The organism is Klebsiella sp. KPN54798 (assembly GCF_021184225.1).
Lineage (GTDB): Bacteria > Pseudomonadota > Gammaproteobacteria > Enterobacterales > Enterobacteriaceae > Klebsiella > Klebsiella pneumoniae.
Window position 1 is genome coordinate 2,289,835 of the sequence record NZ_CP089234.1, and the last position, 17,790, is coordinate 2,307,624.

13 protein-coding genes and 3 pseudogenes are annotated in these 17,790 nt (G+C 63.2%); 13 read left to right on the plus strand and 3 right to left on the minus strand.

The genetic code is table 11. The features are described 5' to 3' along the window. Nucleotides 1-10 precede the first annotated feature (10 nt). A complete protein-coding gene (locus tag LPQ25_RS10975; protein ID WP_014907421.1) occupies nt 11-1,591 on the minus strand; it encodes a rhodanese homology domain-containing protein in 1,581 nt (526 codons plus the stop codon). 5 nt (nt 1,592-1,596) lie between these two features. Then, a complete protein-coding gene (locus LPQ25_RS10980; RefSeq protein ID WP_002908526.1) occupies nt 1,597-2,199 on the minus strand; it encodes a cysteine dioxygenase family protein in 603 nt (200 codons plus the stop codon). Nucleotides 2,200-2,305: 106 nt separating this feature from the next. Between LPQ25_RS10980 and LPQ25_RS10985 the strand changes: the two genes are divergently transcribed. The 7 genes and pseudogenes from LPQ25_RS10985 to LPQ25_RS11015 all read left to right on the plus strand — a co-directional run bounded on the left by LPQ25_RS10985 (nt 2,306) and on the right by LPQ25_RS11015 (nt 9,320). After that, the gene (locus LPQ25_RS10985) at nt 2,306-3,199 is read left to right on the plus strand and encodes a LysR family transcriptional regulator (RefSeq protein ID WP_014907422.1); all 894 of its coding nucleotides are present in this window, start codon (nt 2,306-2,308) and stop codon (nt 3,197-3,199) included. A 144-nt stretch (nt 3,200-3,343) separates the two neighbouring features. Continuing rightward, nucleotides 3,344-4,439 (plus strand): annotated as a pseudogene (locus tag LPQ25_RS10990) (LLM class flavin-dependent oxidoreductase). After that, complete coding sequence (locus LPQ25_RS10995) at nt 4,426-5,577, plus strand: acyl-CoA dehydrogenase family protein (protein ID WP_014907423.1); 1,152 nt, start codon at nt 4,426-4,428, stop codon at nt 5,575-5,577. Before LPQ25_RS10990 ends, LPQ25_RS10995 begins: the two are co-directional and overlap by 14 nt. Before the next feature lie 5 nt (nt 5,578-5,582). Then, nucleotides 5,583-6,543 (plus strand): annotated as a pseudogene (locus LPQ25_RS11000) (ABC transporter substrate-binding protein). Beyond that, nucleotides 6,540-7,577, plus strand: a complete 1,038-nt coding sequence (locus LPQ25_RS11005) for an ABC transporter substrate-binding protein (protein ID WP_004189530.1) — start codon at nt 6,540-6,542, stop codon at nt 7,575-7,577. The pseudogene LPQ25_RS11000 and the gene LPQ25_RS11005 overlap by 4 nt, the downstream one beginning before the upstream one ends. Continuing rightward, the gene (locus tag LPQ25_RS11010) at nt 7,558-8,553 is read left to right on the plus strand and encodes an ABC transporter permease (protein WP_004148681.1); all 996 of its coding nucleotides are present in this window, start codon (nt 7,558-7,560) and stop codon (nt 8,551-8,553) included. The genes LPQ25_RS11005 and LPQ25_RS11010 overlap by 20 nt, the downstream gene beginning before the upstream one ends. Further along, on the plus strand, nt 8,547-9,320 hold the full coding sequence (locus LPQ25_RS11015) for an ABC transporter ATP-binding protein (RefSeq protein ID WP_002908439.1): 774 nt from the start codon (nt 8,547-8,549) through the stop codon (nt 9,318-9,320). Before LPQ25_RS11010 ends, LPQ25_RS11015 begins: the two co-directional genes overlap by 7 nt. Nucleotides 9,321-9,546: 226 nt before the next feature. Here the strand turns inward: LPQ25_RS11015 and LPQ25_RS11020 are convergent, their stop codons facing one another. Beyond that, nucleotides 9,547-11,619 carry a TonB-dependent siderophore receptor gene (locus tag LPQ25_RS11020; RefSeq protein ID WP_014907424.1) on the minus strand — a complete coding sequence of 691 codons (2,073 nt, stop codon included), beginning with the start codon at nt 11,617-11,619 and terminating at the stop codon, nt 9,547-9,549. A gap of 505 nt (nt 11,620-12,124) precedes the next feature. On the opposite strand from LPQ25_RS11020, the gene LPQ25_RS11025 reads away from it, so the two are divergent. The 6 genes and pseudogenes from LPQ25_RS11025 (at nt 12,125) to LPQ25_RS11050 (ending at nt 17,743) form a co-directional block, all read left to right on the plus strand. Further along, a complete protein-coding gene (locus LPQ25_RS11025; RefSeq protein ID WP_014907425.1) occupies nt 12,125-12,946 on the plus strand; it encodes an ABC transporter ATP-binding protein in 822 nt (273 codons plus the stop codon). Next, a complete protein-coding gene (locus LPQ25_RS11030; RefSeq protein ID WP_004200217.1) occupies nt 12,943-13,968 on the plus strand; it encodes a FecCD family ABC transporter permease in 1,026 nt (341 codons plus the stop codon). The genes LPQ25_RS11025 and LPQ25_RS11030 overlap by 4 nt, the downstream gene beginning before the upstream one ends. After that, nucleotides 13,965-15,017, plus strand: a complete 1,053-nt coding sequence (locus LPQ25_RS11035) for a FecCD family ABC transporter permease (RefSeq protein ID WP_014907426.1) — start codon at nt 13,965-13,967, stop codon at nt 15,015-15,017. The genes LPQ25_RS11030 and LPQ25_RS11035 overlap by 4 nt, the downstream gene beginning before the upstream one ends. After that, a complete protein-coding gene (locus LPQ25_RS11040; RefSeq protein WP_004148675.1) occupies nt 15,007-15,984 on the plus strand; it encodes an ABC transporter substrate-binding protein in 978 nt (325 codons plus the stop codon). The genes LPQ25_RS11035 and LPQ25_RS11040 overlap by 11 nt, the downstream gene beginning before the upstream one ends. Further along, nucleotides 15,950-16,883: pseudogene (locus tag LPQ25_RS11045) on the plus strand (MurR/RpiR family transcriptional regulator). Before LPQ25_RS11040 ends, LPQ25_RS11045 begins: the two are co-directional and overlap by 35 nt. A gap of 92 nt (nt 16,884-16,975) precedes the next feature. Then, complete coding sequence (locus LPQ25_RS11050) at nt 16,976-17,743, plus strand: basic amino acid ABC transporter substrate-binding protein (protein ID WP_002908376.1); 768 nt, start codon at nt 16,976-16,978, stop codon at nt 17,741-17,743. The last annotated feature ends 47 nt before the right edge of the window (nt 17,744-17,790 follow it).

A 17,790-nucleotide genomic window follows, 5' to 3' on the forward strand; every position in this document is an offset into this window, starting at 1 on the left:
CGGGCTCGCGCTAGAGCACCCGAAAACCGTGGGTGCCGTCGCGGGCCAGCTGATCCACCAGGCCATACTCCCACTCCAGATAGGCCTGCATGGCCTCGGCGGAATTATCGGTTCCTTCGTACGGACGACGATAGCGATCTCGGCGTTCGACGGCGAGGCCGCTATCGCCATGCGCCAGCGGCAGACCGGCGGCGATCCACGCCAGCGTCCCGCCGGTAAGCAACTGCACCGGTTTACCGGTCAAGGCCGTCACCTCCGGCACCGCGTAGCGGGCCAGCAGACTGCTGCCGCAGGTCACCACGTAACGTTGGGCGGGAGGGATTGCTTCCAGGGCCTGGCGCAGCTGCGAGCGCGTCAGCCACCACGCGCCGGGGATATGGCGAGCGACAAAGTTGGCGCTGGTAGTAAAATCGAGCACCACCGTACCGGGTTCTTCCAGCTGTTGCGCCAGCTGCGCCGGGCTTATCTCCTCCGCCTGCGGGCCGGGCGGCACCTCGGCGGCTGGCACCCCGCGTTCGCTCAACTGGCTGGTCGACAGCGCGCTCAGCCGCGCCGTCTCCCAGCCCATCTGCGCCAGCCACGAGCCGGTTATCGCCGCCCGGATGCCATCGTCATCCAGCAGCACAATGCGCGCCCCTCGTACGCTGGCGAAGTGGTCGGTCTCCTGCACCAGCTGGCCGCCTGGCGCGCTCAGGCTGCCGGGATAGTGACCCGCCGCGTACTCTTCGGGGCTGCGGACATCAAACAGGAAGGTGGTGCGGTCGCTCTGCTGCAGCCAGCGTTGCAGCGTGGCCTCATCGATGACCGCCACCCCGGCCCGTTCGGCAAAATGCGCCACCTCAGCGGCCCGGGCGCCGGAGGCGCGGGCGGAGGGATCGTATTGCCGCTGTTGCTGGTGCGCCAGCGTCTGGCCGGCCAGCGTCCAGCCGATAGTGCCATTGCGCAGGGCATGGACCGGGTTTGGCACGCCGGCGTTGATCAGCGACTGGGTGCCGATGATGCTGCGGGTGCGTCCGGCGCAGTTGACGATAACCGGCGTCTGCGGGGAGGGCGTCAGGCTCTCCACCCGCAGGGCCAGCTCGCCGCCGGGCACGCTGATGCTGCCGGGGATGCTCATGGTCTGGTACTCATCGAAGCGCCGGGCGTCGACGATCACCACCTCCTGCCGGCTGTCGATGAGCGCCTGAACCTCCTGGGCGCTGAGCGACGGTGTGTGACGCACGCTTTCCACCAGCTCGCCAAAGGCTTTACTGGCGGAGTTGACGTCCTGAAACAGCTCGCCGCCGCTGCGGCGCCAGCCGGCGAGACCCTCGGCCAGCAGGGCCACATCCTGATAGCCCCAGGACCGCAGCCGTTCGACGGCGATCTCCGCCAGACCCTCGCCGTTGTCGTAGACGGTGAGCGGGGTGGTGAAGCGCGGTATCCGCCGGCGGACCTCGAGCTCCAGTTTGCTGAGCGGCAGATTGACGGCAAACAGCGGATGAGCGGTGGCGAAATCGGCCTCTTCACGGACGTCGATCAGCGCCAGTTCACGACGGTCGAGCAGCGCCTGGCGGATCCCGGCGGCCTGGCGATAAGCGTAGGTGGACATAGTGGTTATCCTTGATGTTCGCGGGAGGAATCCCAGATATTGGGTAAATGGCGGTTAGAGTAGCCGGAGATAAACGGTTTCTGCTGCCCTTCCGGGGTATACACGGCGCGCTTCACCGCGCCGATATTGCCGCCGTAGACATGAATGCTGATAGAGACGCGATCCGCCAGCGCATTGCTGACGCGATGAATATCGCCATCGTCAGCGGAGACTTTCTCCACCTGGCCTGCTTCCAGAAGCGTGGCGGCGCCCAGCGCGCGCGGTATGCCATCGGCATCCAGCTGGTAGCGCTGGTTTTCCTCCGCGCCGCGCAGCATCCCAATGGCCCCCCACACCCGGTGATCATGGATCGGCGTCGCTTGCCCCGGTCCCCAGACGAAGCTGACAATCGAGAAGCGCTCCCCGGAGTCGGCATGCAGCAGATACTGCTGGTAATGGTGCGGATGCGGCAGGGTGTACTCTTCCGGCAGCCAGTCGTCGTAACGCACCAGCGCCGCCAGCCGCTGCGCCACGGCGTCAAGCAGCGGGGCGGTCTGGTGGTGTTCGCGGTGCAGGCGGTCTACCTCATGAATGAAATGGCGTAATTTTTCCAGTCGTGGTGCAGTCATGTGCGGTTCCTGTCAGAGGGACTGGTCAAAACGCTAACAGAGGCGTTAATATTATTTAAATGCAATTTACGCATATATTAATATGCAAATTTCACATAAGGTTCCTATGCGCATTGACGATATCGACGCTTTGCTGGCCACGGTGCAGTTTTCCTCCCTCAATCAGGCCGCGGAATATCTGGGGATCACCCAGTCGGCCATCACCCGGCGCCTGCAGCGTCTGGAACAGGAGCTGAACGTCACGCTGTTAGAGCGCCAGACCCGCCCGCTGACCCTGACCGCCGCTGGACACCGGGTGTACGAGCAGTGTCTGAGCATTAAGCGTGAGACGAAAAAACTCTACAGCCTGTTGGATCCGGAAGGCGAGCCGCGCGGCGCCCTGCGTCTCGGCGTGCCGCAGAGTCTCAGCGAGATTGCCCTGCCGGCGGCGCTGTCGGCGCTGAGCCAGCAGTTTCCCGGACTGTCGCCGCAGATCACCTGCGGCTGGAGCGGACAGCTGCAGCGCCGGCTGGAAAACGGCGAGCTGGACGGCATGCTGGCGATGGGGCCCGCCCAGCAAAGCTTCGCCGAGGGCTACAGCGGGCGCCTGCTGTGTCCCCTGGAGGTGGTGCCGATCGTCGGCCGGCGTTTGAATTTGCGCGCGTCATCCCTGCGGGAGTGCGCCGAACGGGGCTGGATCCTTAACCCCGACGGCTGTGGCCTGCGCGCCGGGCTCATTCGCGAGCTGCAGAGCCAGGGATTGCGGTTGACGCTCAACGTCGAGAGCGCGGGCGCGCAGCTGCAGATAGCGCTGGTGGCGCAGGGGCTGGGGCTGGGTCTGGTGCCGAGGGCGGCGCTGGCCAGCAGCCCGTGGCGGGACGAGGTCGCGGTCCTAAGCCTCAGCGATTTTCAGCCTGCGGTCTCACTGTGGCTGATCCACGCCCAGTATCTGGCGAACCTGCAGCCGCCGCTGACCTTTTTTGCCAGCAAAGTGGTTCAGCAGCTGACCGTATCCGACTGAAAGCACTATGCATTTTTGTTTAATGCTAATTAAGCATATTAAGATATGATAAAAATGCATTTTGCTCATTAACACGCTCTGTATAGGGTAATGACCAGCGCCGCTGTCGCGGCCACTCCATTACCCTGACGCAAGGAGTTGTTCATGAGCATTCAGTTTCTCGGCATGATTGGCCACCGCCTCTCTTCCGAAACGATTGCCCCGGTGGGGCCGATCTTTGACCGCGACTATATCGTTCGCTTTGCGCAAACCCATGAAGCCGCCGGGTTTGATCGTCTGCTGGTCGGCCACTGGTCCGATCAACCCGACGGCTTTCTGGTGACGGCCCTGGCCGGACTGTCGACGCAGAAAATTCAGTACCTGCTGGCCCATCGTCCCGGTTTTGTTTCCCCAACCCTTGCCGCGCGCAAATTCGCTACCCTTGAGCACCTGCTGGGGGGCCGCTTGGCGGTGCATATCATCAGCGGCGGCAACGATGCCGAGCAGCGCCGGGATGGCGACTATCTCGACCACGACCAGCGCTACGCCCGCACCGACGCCTTCCTCGACATCGTGCGCCAGGTGTGGACCAGCGAGCAGCCGGTGGATATTCACAACGATTTCTATCAGGCCGAGCAGGCCTGGTCCGCCATTCGCCCGCTGCAAAAACCGCATCTTCCCATCTACTTCGGCGGCTCGTCGGAAGCGGCCATCGCCGTCGCCGGCAAACATGCCGACGTCTTCGCACTGTGGGGTGAGTCGCTGGCGCAAACCGGCGAGACCATCCAGCGCGTGCGCGCCGAAGCGGCGAAACACCAGCGTGATATTGGCTTCAGCGTCTCGTTCCGGCCGATTATCGCCGACAGCGAAGCCGAAGCCTGGGAGAAAGCCGAGCATATCCTACACGTCGCCACCGAGCAGGCGGCGCAGCGCGGGGGCGGGTTCAAAGCCAAACCGGACAGCATCGGCGCCCAGCGGCTGCGGGCTACCGCGGCGCAGGGCAGAGTGGTGGACAAACGCCTGTGGACCGGCATCGCCCAGCTGGTGGGCGGCGGACATAACTCCACCGCGCTGGTGGGCACCCCGGAGCAGGTGGCGGATGCGCTGCTCGACTACTACGACCTCGGCGTGCGTAACTTCCTGATCCGCGGCTTCGATCCGCTGAACGACGCGGCCGACTATGGCCGGGCGCTGCTGCCGATCGCCCGGGAAAAAGCCGCGCGGCGTGCGGTGGCGGAGCGCGCATCGTGATCCATCCTGAGCGCGACGACTGGGCCCGGCAGCTGACGGCGCTTCGCCAGCAGATGGCGGAGCAGGCGGCTAGCCTTGACGCCAGCGGCGAGTTTCCCTGGCGTAATATCGACCATCTGCGTGCGGGGGGCTGGTTAAGCCTCGCCGTGCCGCCATCCTGCGGCGGCGCGGGTGCCAGTCTGGCCCAGCTGCAGCAGGTCATCGCCGCCATCGCCTGGGGAGAGCCGGCGACAGCGCTGATTGTCTGCATGCAGTATCTCCACCATTTGCGGCTGGCGGAAAACGACGCCTGGCACGCGCCGCTGCGCCAGCAGGTTTTTCACGATGCTGTCGAACACGGTGGCCTCATCAACAGCCTGCGCGTCGAGCCGGAGCTGGGCTCCCCGGCGCGGGGCGGCCTGCCGGACACCGTGGCGACCCGTCGCGCGGAGGGCTGGGACATCAGCGGCCATAAAATTTATACCACCGGCATTGAAGGGCTGCGCTGGCTGGCGGTGTGGGCCAGAAGCGATGATAACCCGCCGCTGGTGGGTACCTGGCTGGTGCCTGGCGACAGCCCGGGTATCACGGTGGTGAAGAGCTGGGATCACGCCGGGATGCGGGCCACCGGCAGCCATGAAGTTATTTTTAACCACGTTCGGGTGGCGGCAGAGCACGCGGTGGATGTCTGGCCGGCCGATGCGCCACCCGCCGCGGAGGCCGAACCGTTTCGCCTGTTCGCCAACCGGCAGACAGCGCTGCTGGCGGCGATCTATGACAGCATTGCCCACGCCGCTCACGACTGGCTGGTGAGGTGGCTGGCGGGGCGGGTGCCCGCCGGTCTCGGCCATCCGCTCTCTCGTCTGCCACGGGTGCAGGAGAAAGTCGGGCAGATCGCCGGGCTGCTGCTGGTCAACCGCAGCCTGCTGGAGCAGGCCGCCGCGCTGCGCTTTTCCGCCATCGAGGCCAATCTGGCGAAAGTCACCATCACCGACAACGCCATTCAGGCGGTGAATATCGCGCTCGAGCTGACCGGCAATCATGGTCTCAGCCGACAAAACCCGCTGGAACGCCACTACCGCAATGTGCTCTGCGGACGGGTACATACCCCACAGAGCGACAGCGCCTGGCTGGCAGCTGGCAACTTCGTCTTTCAATCACAAGGATAATCACGATGCGTCTATCATTTTCAGGCCGGGTGGCGGCCGCGCTGATGCTGCTGGCGCTGGGCGGCTACGCGACAGCGCAGGAGCGGCTTACCCTGCGTATCGCCGATCAAAAAGGCGGCATGCGTTCGCAGCTGGAGGCGGCCAACGCCCTGCAAAATCTCCCTTACGACATTAAGTGGGCCGAGTTCCCGGCCGCCGCGCCGCTGGCGGAAGCCCTCAACGCGGGCGCCGTGGACGCGGGGATCATCGGCGATGCGCCGTTGCTCTTCGCCCTGGCCAACGGTGCGCCGGTCAAAGCTATTGCCGTGGATAAAAGCAACCCGGCGGGGACCGCGGTGCTGGTATCCCCCGGCAGCACGTTAAAAAGCGGCGCTGATTTAAAAGGCAAACGCATCGCCACCGGTAAAGGGTCGATTGGTCATTTCGTGGCGCTGAAAGCGCTGGAGCAGGCGGGGATTTCACCGAAGGAGGTGCAGTGGGTGTTCCTCGGCCCGGTGGACGCCAAAGTGGCGTTGCTAAACGGTTCGGTGGACGCCTGGGCGACCTGGGAGCCCTACACCACCCAAATGGTGAAGACCAACGAGGGGCAGATCCTGGTGAGCGGCAAAGGGCTGCTGCCGGGAATACCTTCCTCGCGGCAACGGATTCCGCGCTTAACGATCCGCAAAAACGCGCCGCGCTGCAGGATTATCTCCAGCGCCTGGCCGGCGCCGAGCGCTGGGCCTACGCCAATCTCGACAGCTACGGCAAAACGTTGGGGAGATCATCCGCTTCCCGGCGGAGATCGCCCGCGCGCAGTTTGCCAACCGCCAGTCGCAGTGGCAGCCGCTGGCCGAGGAAACAGTGGCCCAACAGCAGGCAACGGCGGACTTTTATCTCGCCAACGGCCTGATCCGCACCCGGCTGGACGTGAAGCCGACCTTTGACCGCCGTTTTAGCGTGCCCGCCGCCGAGGTGACGCCATGACCAGAACCCCTTTTTCCCGCCGCCGTTTTTTACAGCTCAGCGGCGGCCTGGCGCTGGCCGGGGTCTCTCTGCCGCTGTGGGCTCATGATATGGCGGACATGGCCGGCGGCGATGCCCATCCGGCGCTGCGCCTGCCAGAGCCCTACAAGATCAAGCTGGCGATCAACAAAAGCGCGGTATGCCTCGCGCCGGTCGCCGTCGCCGAGCAGCAGAAGATATTCAGTAAATACAACCTCGACGTTGAGTTTGTTAACTTCGGCAGCTCCACCGATGTGCTGCTGGAGGCGATCGCCACCGGTAAGGCCGACGCCGGGGTGGGGATGGCGCTGCGCTGGCTGAAGGCGCTGGAGCAGGGCTTTGACGTCAAGCTCACCGCCGGGACCCACGGCGGCTGTCTGAACCTGCTGACGGCTAAAGACTCGCCGTTCGGCGGCCTCGAGAGCCTGAAGGGTCAAACCATCGGCGTCACCGACATGGCCGGACCGGATAAAAACTTCTTCGCCATTCTGCTTAAGCGCCACGGTATCGACCCGATCAGCGACGTGCAGTGGAAAGTCTACCCGGCGGATCTGCTCAGCGTGGCGCTGGACAAGCGCGAAATCGCCGCCATCAGCGGCAGCGAGCCGTTTAGCTATCGTCTGCTGGAGACCGGTAAGTATCAGCTGATCGCCAGCAATATGACCGGGGATTATGCCAACCTCAGCTGCTGCGTGCTGGGGGTGAGCGGGAGCCTGGCGCGGGACCATAAACCGGCCGCCGCGGCGCTCACCCAGGCGATCCTTGAGGCGCACAGCTATGCCGCTGCGCATCCGGAAAGCGTGGCGCAATCCTTCCTCGCCCATGCCCTGAATACCAGTGAAGCGGAGGTGAGCGGCATCCTGCACGGGCAGGGCCACGGCCATCACGCGGTGGGCGAAGCGTTCGTGAAAGAGCTGACGCAGTATGCGGTCGACCTGCAGCGGGTGCAGGTGATCAAGCCGGGTACCGATCCCCATCAGTTCGCGGAGAGTATCTATGCCAACGTATTCGCCTGAGCAGGCTCTGGCGCGCCCCACCGGCCGCGCGCCGCTGTGGGGAGAAGGGCTGCTGGCCGCCGCGCTGTGGCTGCTGGGCGGTCTGTTTACTCTTACCTGGCCCGACGCCGGGCGGCGCTGGCCGTTTAGCGAAGGCTGGGCGCTGGCGCAATTCACCCTCGGCGGCGGCTTGCTGCTGCTGGCGCTGAGCTATCGCTACTGGCGGGCGCGCGGCGCGCGTGTGCTGCATGCCGGCAAGTGGCTGGCGCTGCTGCCGGTGCTGTTTGCTGTCTGGGAAGGGCTGACCGCCAAAACTGCCGTGTTGCCGGTACCATTCTTCGCGCCGCCGCAGGCGCTGATCGAGGTGCTGCACGACGACTGGCCGCGCCTGCTCGACAGCCTGCTGCACTCCCTGGGGCTGCTGGGGCTCGGTGTGCTGCTGGGTACCAGCAGCGGTTTCATCACCGGTCTGGCCATCGGCTGGTCGCAACGGATTGGCTACTGGGTGCATCCGGTGTTACGTCTGCTGGGGCCGGTGCCGTCCACCGCGCTGCTGCCGCTGTGCCTGTTTATTTTTCCCTCGAGCTTCGGCGCCAGCGTGTTTTTGATCGCGCTGAGCACCTGGTTCCCGGTCACGGTGCTGACCTGGTCCGGAGTGATGGGCATTGATAAGGCGTGGTACGACGTGGCGCGGACCCTCGGCGCCAGCCAGCGTTTCCTGATCCTGCGGGTGGCGATCCCCGCCGCGTTGCCGAACGTCTTTGTCGGCCTGTTTATGGGGCTCGGCGCGTCGTTTTCGGTGTTGATTGTCGCCGAAATGGTCGGGGTGAAGTCGGGGATCGGCTTTTACCTCCAGTGGGCCCAGGGCTGGGCGGCCTATCCGAATATGTATGCCGCGCTGCTGGTGATGGCCTTGTTATGCTCCGGCCTGATAAGCGGATTATTTATGCTGCGTGACCGGCTGCTGAGCTGGCAGCGAGGAGGGATGCAATGGTAACCGAGACGATAGCGCGCGGCGCGGCGGTATCCATCAGCCATCTTCATCATGCGTTTACGCTTGGCAAACAGACGGTACCGGTGCTGGAGAATATTAGCCTGCAGCTGCGCCCGGGGGAAAGCGTGGCGCTGCTGGGCCCTTCCGGCTGCGGTAAATCAACCCTGCTGCGGCTGCTGGCGGGGCTGGAAGCGCCGCAGAGCGGACAGATGCAGATCGACGGCGCGGCGCTCGGCGCCCCGGGGCCGGAGCGAATTCTGGTGTTTCAGGATCCGACGCTCTATCCGTGGCTGACGGTGCGGCAGAACGTGCTGCTGGGCCCGCAGGCGCAGGGGAAAAAGGGGCTGGAGGCGAAGGCAGACGCGTTGATTGACCGCATCGGGCTGCAGGCCTTCAGCGAGGCGTGGCCGCGGCAGCTGTCCGGAGGGATGGCACAGCGTGCGGCGCTGGCGCGCGCCTTGTTGAACGAACCGCGTCTGCTGCTGCTCGACGAGCCGTTGGGCAAACTCGATTCGCTGACCCGCATCAGCATGCAGCGGGAGCTGATCGCCCTCTGGCAGCAGCAGGGGTATACCAGCCTGCTGGTGACCCACGATATCGAAGAGGCGCTGCTGCTGTGCGAGCGGGTGCTGGTGATGTCGCCGCGTCCAGGGCGGATTATCGCCGAGTTTGCGCTGCCGCTGGCTTTTCCCCGTCATCGCGATAACCCGCAGCTGCTGCAGCATCGTCAGGATATATTGCGCATCCTCGGCCAGGAGGCGGACTGGTAAGCTGAACGCATTCCCCGGTGGCGCTGCGACCAATGTCACGGAAACGTAGGCCGGCGCAAGCGCAGCGCCGCCCGGCAATGGGCATCCGGTGCCAGGCGCCTGTTTTGCCCGGTGGCGGCTGCGCCTTGCCGGGCCTACGAACTGCGACAAATGTCACGGAAAGGTAGGCCGGCGCAAGCGCAGCGCCGCCCGGCAATGAATATCCGGCGCGACGCCATGGTCCGGCTTAAAAATCCATCTTCACCGTGAACTGCACTTCGCGCGGGTCGCCAATCTGGTTGCCGAGGTTATTGGTGCCGATCGAGGAAGTGTAATAGGTCTTATCAAACAGGTTCTTCACATTCACCTGCAGCGTCACCGGATACTGCAGCTTCATCTTATAGGCGGCAAACACATCCGCCACCGCATACCCCTGCAGATAATAATCCGCGCCGTTGGTGCCGGAACGCTTGCTGACCGCATGGCCGCCGCCGCCGACGGTCAGGGTATTGCTGTTATAAACGTTATGAATGTCATAGGTCAGGAACAGCGAACCGGTATGTTTCGGTACGTTTGGCAGCGATTTCCCGGCGTAATCCGGATCTTCCAGCACTTTGGCGTCGGTGTAGCCGTAGCTGGCGATCACGCTGAGGTTATCGGTGATGGACCCCGCCAGATCCACTTCCACGCCCTGGGAACGCACTTTGCCCGCCGTTTTGGCCACCGTCTCATCGCCAATGCTCTCGGTGTACAGCACGTTACGCTTATGAATATCAAACAGCGCGATATTGGCGGTAATGCCGTTTAACAGGTCAAATTTGGCGCCCACTTCGTAAGAGGTGGACTCTTCCGGCGGCAGCTCGCCGATATAGCTGGCGATCGACGACTGCGGCATAAACGACTGGGCGACGTTGGCGAACAGGGAGACGTTCGGCGTGATCTTGTAGACCAGGCCGGCTTTCGGCGTCCATTTCTCATCGCGGCTGTCGGTATTGACGTTAAACGGTCGGCCTTTACCGGCGTACTGGGTGTAGTACTGGTAGCGCACGCCGGCGACGGCGATCCAGTTGTCGGTCAGGTACAGCGCGTCCTGCACGTATGCGGCATAGCTCTCCTGCTGGATCCGCTGGTCGCTGTCGGAGGCGGAGACGGTATTACAGGTGTCGAGAGTGCCGTAGACCGGATGATAGATGTTAAAGCCTTTAACGTTCTTACAGCGCAGCATATCGGTGCGCAGCAGATCGTAATTCTCATAGGCGACGCCGGTCAGCAGCTCGTTATAAAAGCCGCCCACTACCACGTTGCCCTGCAGGTCGGCGCGGGTGGAGTGCATCTTCTGCGTTGAACCGTGGGTACCATCGACCCGGCGGGTGAGGTTGCCGGTCGCCGAATCATAGGCCATTACCCGCGCCTGGTTATCGTTGTAATGATCCTGGCTGTAGCTGTAGTCGAAGCGCGCGGTCCAGGCGTCGTTAAGGCGATACTCGGCGTTGAGCTGAGCGAGATCGGAATAGCCATCGGTAATATTAAACGCTTCATCGAAGCGGGTTTTGCGATCGACGTTAACCGCATGGCCGGTATTCAGATCGAAGATAGTGCCGCGATCAAAGGGGGCGCTGTAGTCGCGGTGCGAATAGGACGCGGTCACCGTTGCCCGCTCGCCAAACCAGGTCAGGGAAGGGGCGATAAAGCTGCTTTTGTTTTTACCGAAATTGCGCCAGTAATCCTCATTCTGATATTCGCCGATCAGTCGGTACGCCAGATTTGTGCCTTCGATGGGGCCGGTGATGTCGACGCTGCCGGTGCCGCCGCCAAAGCTGGTGGAGGTCCCGGAAACCGAACCGGAGAACTGCCGCTCCGGCCGTTTAGTGATGACGTTGATCAGCCCGCCGGGGTCGAGGATACCGTACAGCGTCGAGGCGGGCCCCTTCAGGACTTCCACTCGTTCGGTGGCGGCGTTAAAGCTGCGCGGCAGCACGGTGCGCAGGCCGTTGGTCATGATCGAGCCGTCGCGGTTGGCGCCGAAGCCGCGGCGGGTAAAGGCGTCCTGGGTACCGCCGAGGGTGTTGGTCTGCACCACGTTAGCGACGTTATACAGCGCCTCATCGAGTGAGGTGGCGTGCTGATCTTCGAGAACCCGATCGCTGACGGTATTGACCACCTGGGGAATATCCAGCAGCGGCATCGAGGTTAGCGTCGCGGTGGCGGAGTTGAGCGGCTGATAGCCGCTGGTGGCGCTTTGCTGCGCGCCGTCGGCCACTACGGTGATAGTCTCTTCCGCGTCGTTAGTACTTTTCGCCGCGCGATTGTCGGCGGCCATTAATCCCGGTGAGGCTAAAAAAAGAAGCGAAAAAAGCGCGCGCCCTGGCAACGTCCTGCAGGCGACATGGGGTTGAGTCATTATCTGTTTCTCGTGAACGAATCTGCCTTTGCGGTCAGATTAAGCCAATAAAATCATTGCCCTGAATAATAAAAGCACTCTGTTTAGCGTCTGAATGCGCCTTCAGATGTGTAATTGAGAATCATTCAATCATGAAGGGATGTAGTAGTAAACGTTATGCAAGATAAAAATTCAGCGGCGAGGAACAGGACGTTTTAAACACCTCCAGTAGGGAATGTTCTGTAGTTATCTATCTGATATTATTTTATTTTAATTATATTGCGTTGGCACAGCCTCGCTGTAGTCAGCGTCCCCGTCTGAAGACGATGGCGAGTATTGACTACTACATTCATCCCCGTCATGATCAAAAGAGAATGAGATTTATTTTGATTTGACTGCAGAATGTCCAGCTATCGCCTGGAACGCTGCGGCGCAGGAGCGAGTTATGCCACAGCGGGTGAAACCTGCAGAGCAGGGGATCGTACTGGATGCCCTGTCGGCCGGCTACGGCCAGACCCTGATCGTTGACGATATCAACCTGACCATTCCCACCGGCAAAATGACGGTGCTGGCCGGGGCGAACGGATCCGGCAAATCCACGCTGCTCTCGACCATCGCCAGAATGCTGAAACCGCTCGGCGGCTGCGTGCGTCTGGACGGGCAAGCCATTCACCAGATGCCGACGAAAGCCGTCTCGCGCCAGCTGGGCATCCTCCCGCAATCGCCGTTGACCCCGGAAGGATTGACCGTTTTCGAGCTGGTCTCGCGCGGGCGCTACCCGTGGCAGGGGCTGATGCGCCAGTGGTCCGAGGCCGATGAGCTGGCGGTAGAGGAGGCGCTGCGCTTAACCGGTACCGCCGAATTCGCCCATCTGCCGGTGGACAGCCTCTCCGGGGGCCAGCGTCAGCGCTGCTGGATCGCCATGGCGCTGGCCCAGCAAACGGCCACCATTCTGCTCGATGAGCCGACCACCTGGCTCGATCTGCGCTATCAGGTCGATATCCTCGAGCTGCTCCAGACCCTCACCCGCGAACATGGCCGCACGGTGGTGACGGTGCTCCATGACCTTAACTTTGCGGTGAACTACGCCGATCTGCTGGTATTCCTTAAACAGGGGCGCATCGCCGGCACGATTAGCGAAAACGATGTCTGTAGCCCTGAGCTGATTAAACACGTGTTTGACGTTGACGTGCAGATGTCGATTAACCCGCAAACCGGCAAACCCTTCTTTATGCCGTTTCGCGACCGCCAGGCAGCGGCACAATGAGCGTGGCCATCCTGCTTTCCGCGCGGCGTCGCCCCCGCCCCCGGCTGGCGCTGCTTCTGCTAACGCTGCTGCTTATCGCCGCCTCGCTGGTGCATCTTGGCTTAGGCGCCCGCTGGATCGCCCCGCAGACGGTGCTGCAGGCGCTGCTGGAGTACGATCCGCGCAACTTTGAGCAGCGGATTATCATCGATCTGCGTCTGGTGCGGCTGGCGGCGGCGCTGCTGACCGGCGCGGCGCTCGGCGTCGCCGGGCTGCTGCTGCAGACGGTGATCCGTAACCCGCTTGGCGAGCCGCATATTCTCGGCCTCAACGCCGGCGCCTCGCTGGCGGTGGTGGCGACCTCGGCGCTGGGCCTGTCCTTCGGCGCTTTCCCCGCCGGGCGCCCGCTGACCGCCGCCTGCGGCGCGGGGCTGCTGTTCGGTGGCGTGATGGCGCTGGCCTCTGCCGGGCGCGGCGGGGCGACGCCGCTGCGCATCACGTTGTGCGGAGTGGCGCTGTCAGGGTTTGCGTCGGCGGTGACGGCGGCGATATTAATTCTCGATGAACAGACGCTGCTGGCGATGCGCACCTGGCTGGCCGGCGACCTGGCCGGACTGAACTGGAGCACGCTGCAGACGGCGCTGGTTCCGGCGCTGATCGGCCTAGGCGTCGCGCTGCTCATTGCCCCACGCCTCAACGTGCTGGCGCTGGGGGATAAGGTGGCGCTGGGCCTTGGCGTTAATCTCGTCCAGACCCGGCTGCTGGGCCTGCTGGCGATTGCGCTGCTCTGCGGCGCGGCGGTGGCGGTGGCCGGGCCGATCGGCTTCGTCGGGCTGGTGGTGCCGCACGTGGTGCGCCGTCTGGTGACGGAAGACATCCGCCTGGCGCTGCCCCTGGCCGCGCCGGTGGGAGCGCTGGCGCTGGTGCTGGCGGATATCGCCGCCCGGACGCTGGTCGCGCCGCAGGAGCTGGCCACCGGAGCGATGACCGCCCTGGTGGGCGCGCCGTTGTTTATCTTTATCGCCGCGAGGTTTTTTAAATGACGCGCGCCGTTCACCGGGCCGGTTTTCGGCCGCTGGCTTTCGCCTCCCGCCAGCTGCTGCTGCGTCCTGCGGCGTTAAAAATTGCCGCCAGCATAGTGCTGACGCTGCTGGCGCTGGGGCTGTACAGCCTTAGCCGCGGCAGCTTTCCGCTGCCCGCGTCGACGCTGGCGCGGGCCCTGCTGGCGCCGCAGGAGATGGGCGAGCAGCCGCGCTTTATTCTGTTTGATATCCGCCTGCCGCGGATCCTGATGGCGCTGCTGTGCGGGGCCATGCTGGGGCTGGCCGGCGCGGCGATGCAGAGCATCACCCGTAACGGGCTGGCCGACCCGGGGCTGATCGGCGTCAAAGAGGGGGCCAGCATCGTGGTCCTGGCGCTGGTGCTGTTTTTCCCGGCGGTGGGCCTGGTCTGGCGGCCGCTGGCGGGGATGGTCGGCGGCATAGCGGTGGCCCTGCTGGTCCTGACGCTGGCCCGCGACTGTTCGCGGCCGCGCTTTATTTTAATTGGCATCGGCGTCTCCTGGAGCCTGGCGGCCGCGGTCGGCATCTTTATGACCACCGCCGACGTACGCGACGTGCAGACGGCGATGATCTGGCTGGCGGGCAGCCTGCAGGCCGCCACCTGGCCGCTGCTGGCGGTGGCTTTTTGCTGGACGCTGCCCGGGGCCATCATCCTGTTCTGTACCGCCCGGGCGGCGGACGTGGCGCTGCTGGGCGACCGGACCGCCATCGGCCTCGGCGTACGTCTGCAGCAGCTGACGGTGCTGCGCTTTTTTGCGCCGGTGCTGCTGACCTCGGCCAGCGTCTCCTGCGTCGGCAGCCTGGGTTTTGTGGGCCTGATGGCGCCGCATATGGCGCGTTTCGTGCTGCGCGGCGGCCAGGTATCGCTGCTGTGCGGCAGCGCGCTGATTGGCGCCTTGCTGGTGCTGGCGACCGATACCCTTGGCCGGCTGGCGTTTGCCCCGCTGCAGATCCCGGCGGGGATTGTCATTGCCCTGGTGGGTTGCCCGTTCTTCGTTATCTTGCTCTGGCGTCGCCGTGATGCCCTTTAACCAGGAAGGTAGTATGCGTTGGTTCGTCTCATTGCTGCTGTTGCTGACGGGGGCCGTCAGCGCCGCCGCCCCACAAACTCAAACTTTCACCGATGATTTAGGCCGCACCGTCACCGTGCCGCTGCATCCGCAGCGTATCGTTTCGATGCACGATCTCGACATTACCATTCCGCTGATTGAGCTCGGGGCGCCGCCGATCGCCAGCCACGGCCGGACGCGCCCGGACGGTAGCCACTACCTGCGATCCAGCGCCCAGCTCACCGGCGTCGATTTCGACAACAGCGATATCCGCTTTATTGGCACCGCCGATATCGATCTGGAAGCGGTAGCCGCCGCCAGGCCGGATCTGATTATCACCGAGCCCAGCCGCCACGTGTCAGTGGAGCAACTGGAGAAGATTGCCCCGACGGTGAGCATCGACCATCTGCAGGGCAGCGCCCCGGAGATTTACCGCAAGCTGGCGCAGCTGACCGGCACCCAGCCGCGGCTGGCGATCCTCGAGCGCCGCTATCAGGAGCAAATCAAGCAGCTGAAAGCGATGGTCAACCCACCGCAGTACAGCGTCTCAGTGATCCAGGCGAACAACGGCAAGGTCACGGTGCATCATTCGTATCATGCGCTGGGCCGGGTGCTGCGCGACGCCGGGTTCCGCTTTCCGCCGCTGATTGAGCGGATCCCCGATGGTCAGCGCATTGACGTCAGCGCGGAACAGCTGCCGGAGCTGGACGCTGATTTTGTCTTCGCCACCTGGCGGTCGGATACCGGCGGTAAGCCGCAGGATGAGCTGCAGGCGATGGAAGGCGTGATGCCCGGCTGGTGCGACTTTATGCGCGCCTGCCGCACCGGGCACTATATTTTACTGCCGCGGGAAGAGGTGATCTCCAACTCCTACGCCGCGCTGTCTCTGATGGTGGCCCAGGTGCAGTCGCATATTGCCGGCAGGCCGATCCCGGCGGAGGCCAAATGAAAAGCGCGGTAAAAAAAGAGAAGGGCAAAGTCGATCTGTTCGGCGAACGCTATCGCGCCCGGGCGCACCAGCTCTCCCCCCGGCTGCGGGCGGTGGTCAGCTATATCAACGACAACCGCGAGGTGGTGCTGGAGCATACGGCGATGGAGATCGCCACCGCGACCCAGACCTCCGACGCCACGGTGGTGCGTGCCATCCAGGCGCTGGGCTTCGCCGGGCTGCGCGAGCTTAAGCAGACCATGGAGCGCTGGTTCGGCACCTCGGTCACCTCGGCGGAAAAGATGCGCTCGACGGTTACCGCGCTCTCCAGCGACGTCAACTCCAGTATTGATTTTGTGCTTGAAGGCCATCAGCGGGTGTGCGAGGTCCTGTCGCGGGCCGACAACCGCGCGGCGGTGGCTCAGGCGGTGGCATTGCTCAGCGACGCGCGCCAGGTGGGGATCTTCGGTATCGGCGCCTCGGGGATCCTCGCCGAATACACCGCCCGGTTGTTCAGCCGTATTGGCCTGCCGGCGTACGTGATGAACCGCACGGGCTTTAGCCTTGCCGAACAGCTTATCGGCCTGCAGCGCGGCGATGTGCTGATCATGATGGGGCAAAAATCCCCTCATCGCGAAGGGTTGACCACCCTGCGCGAGGCGAAGCGGCTGGGTATTCCGACCATCCTGCTGACCCAGGCGGTGGACTCGCGCTTCAGCCAGGAGGCGCAGGTGGTGATCGACGTCCCGCGCGGCGGGGACAGTAGCCGGATGCCGCTGCACGGTACGGTGCTGGTCTGTCTCGAGATGATTGTCCTGTCGGTGGCCTCTACCACACCACAAAAAACGGTGAAATCCCTGAAACGAATCAACGATCTGCATCGGGCTATCGGTAAATCCGGCGGTAAACGGGGCCATTGAGAAGATAATTCACCAGCGGGAAGGTTTCCGGTTGCATATAAAAGTGAGTGTGTGTATTTTTATGCAAAATAAATGCATAAAAAGGAAATCTCATGGTCAAGAATTTGCTCAAAGCGTGTTGCATGATAGCCGCGCTGACGGCTGCCGGACAGGCGGCTGCGGAAACCTATACCGTCGGCTCCGGCGGCACCTACCGGCCGTTTGAATTTGAAAATAGCCAGAAACAGCTGGAAGGTTTCGACATCGACATCATCAAAGCCATCGCCAAAGCCGAAGGCTTTGACGTTAAGCTGGTCAATACCCCATGGGAAGGCATCTTCGCCACGCTGAACACCGGCGACCGCGACATCATCATCTCCGGGATCACCATCACCGATAAACGCAAACAGATGGTCGATTTCTCCGCGCCGTACTTCCCGGCCGAACAGTCTATCGTCGTCGCTCAGGACTCGCAGGTGGATTCGCTGGCGGCCCTGAAAAACGAGAAGGTCGGGGTGGTGAACTCCAGCACCGGCGATATCGTGGTTTCTGAGGTGCTGGGTAAAAACAGCACCGCGATCAAGCGCTTCGACAATACCCCGCTGATGCTCCAGGAGCTGTTTGAGGACGGCGTCAGCGCCGCGGTTGGCGACGTCGGGGTGGTGAAGTACTACATCAAACAGCACCCGGAGAAGCAGTTCAAGCTGGTGCCGGATGCCAAATTTGAGCGTCAGTATTTCGGTATTGCGGTGGCGAAAGGCAACAGCGAACTGCTGGGCAAAATCAACGCCGGGCTGCAAAAGATCGTTGCTGACGGGACTTACGCCAAAATCTATAAAACCTGGTTCGACGACAACGTGCCGACGCTGCCAGCGCAATAATCCACCTTTTTCAGTGACCACGGCTATCGCCCAGGCGATAGCCGTAT

What these genes read in the sequence shown, in the direction of transcription:
- LPQ25_RS10975 (WP_014907421.1), bottom strand. Translation starts at nt 1,591, where the DNA reads ATGTCCACCTACGCTTATCGCCAGGCCGCCGGGATCCGCCAGGCGCTG.
- LPQ25_RS10980 (WP_002908526.1), bottom strand. Translation starts at nt 2,199, where the DNA reads ATGACTGCACCACGACTGGAAAAATTACGCCATTTCATTCATGAGGTA.
- LPQ25_RS10985 (WP_014907422.1), top strand. Translation starts at nt 2,306, where the DNA reads ATGCGCATTGACGATATCGACGCTTTGCTGGCCACGGTGCAGTTTTCC.
- LPQ25_RS11005 (WP_004189530.1), top strand. Translation starts at nt 6,540, where the DNA reads ATGACCAGAACCCCTTTTTCCCGCCGCCGTTTTTTACAGCTCAGCGGC.
- LPQ25_RS11010 (WP_004148681.1), top strand. Translation starts at nt 7,558, where the DNA reads ATGCCAACGTATTCGCCTGAGCAGGCTCTGGCGCGCCCCACCGGCCGC.
- LPQ25_RS11015 (WP_002908439.1), top strand. Translation starts at nt 8,547, where the DNA reads ATGGTAACCGAGACGATAGCGCGCGGCGCGGCGGTATCCATCAGCCAT.
- LPQ25_RS11020 (WP_014907424.1), bottom strand. Translation starts at nt 11,619, where the DNA reads ATGGCCGCCGACAATCGCGCGGCGAAAAGTACTAACGACGCGGAAGAG.
- LPQ25_RS11025 (WP_014907425.1), top strand. Translation starts at nt 12,125, where the DNA reads ATGCCACAGCGGGTGAAACCTGCAGAGCAGGGGATCGTACTGGATGCC.
- LPQ25_RS11030 (WP_004200217.1), top strand. Translation starts at nt 12,943, where the DNA reads ATGAGCGTGGCCATCCTGCTTTCCGCGCGGCGTCGCCCCCGCCCCCGG.
- LPQ25_RS11035 (WP_014907426.1), top strand. Translation starts at nt 13,965, where the DNA reads ATGACGCGCGCCGTTCACCGGGCCGGTTTTCGGCCGCTGGCTTTCGCC.
- LPQ25_RS11040 (WP_004148675.1), top strand. Translation starts at nt 15,007, where the DNA reads ATGCCCTTTAACCAGGAAGGTAGTATGCGTTGGTTCGTCTCATTGCTG.
- LPQ25_RS11050 (WP_002908376.1), top strand. Translation starts at nt 16,976, where the DNA reads ATGGTCAAGAATTTGCTCAAAGCGTGTTGCATGATAGCCGCGCTGACG.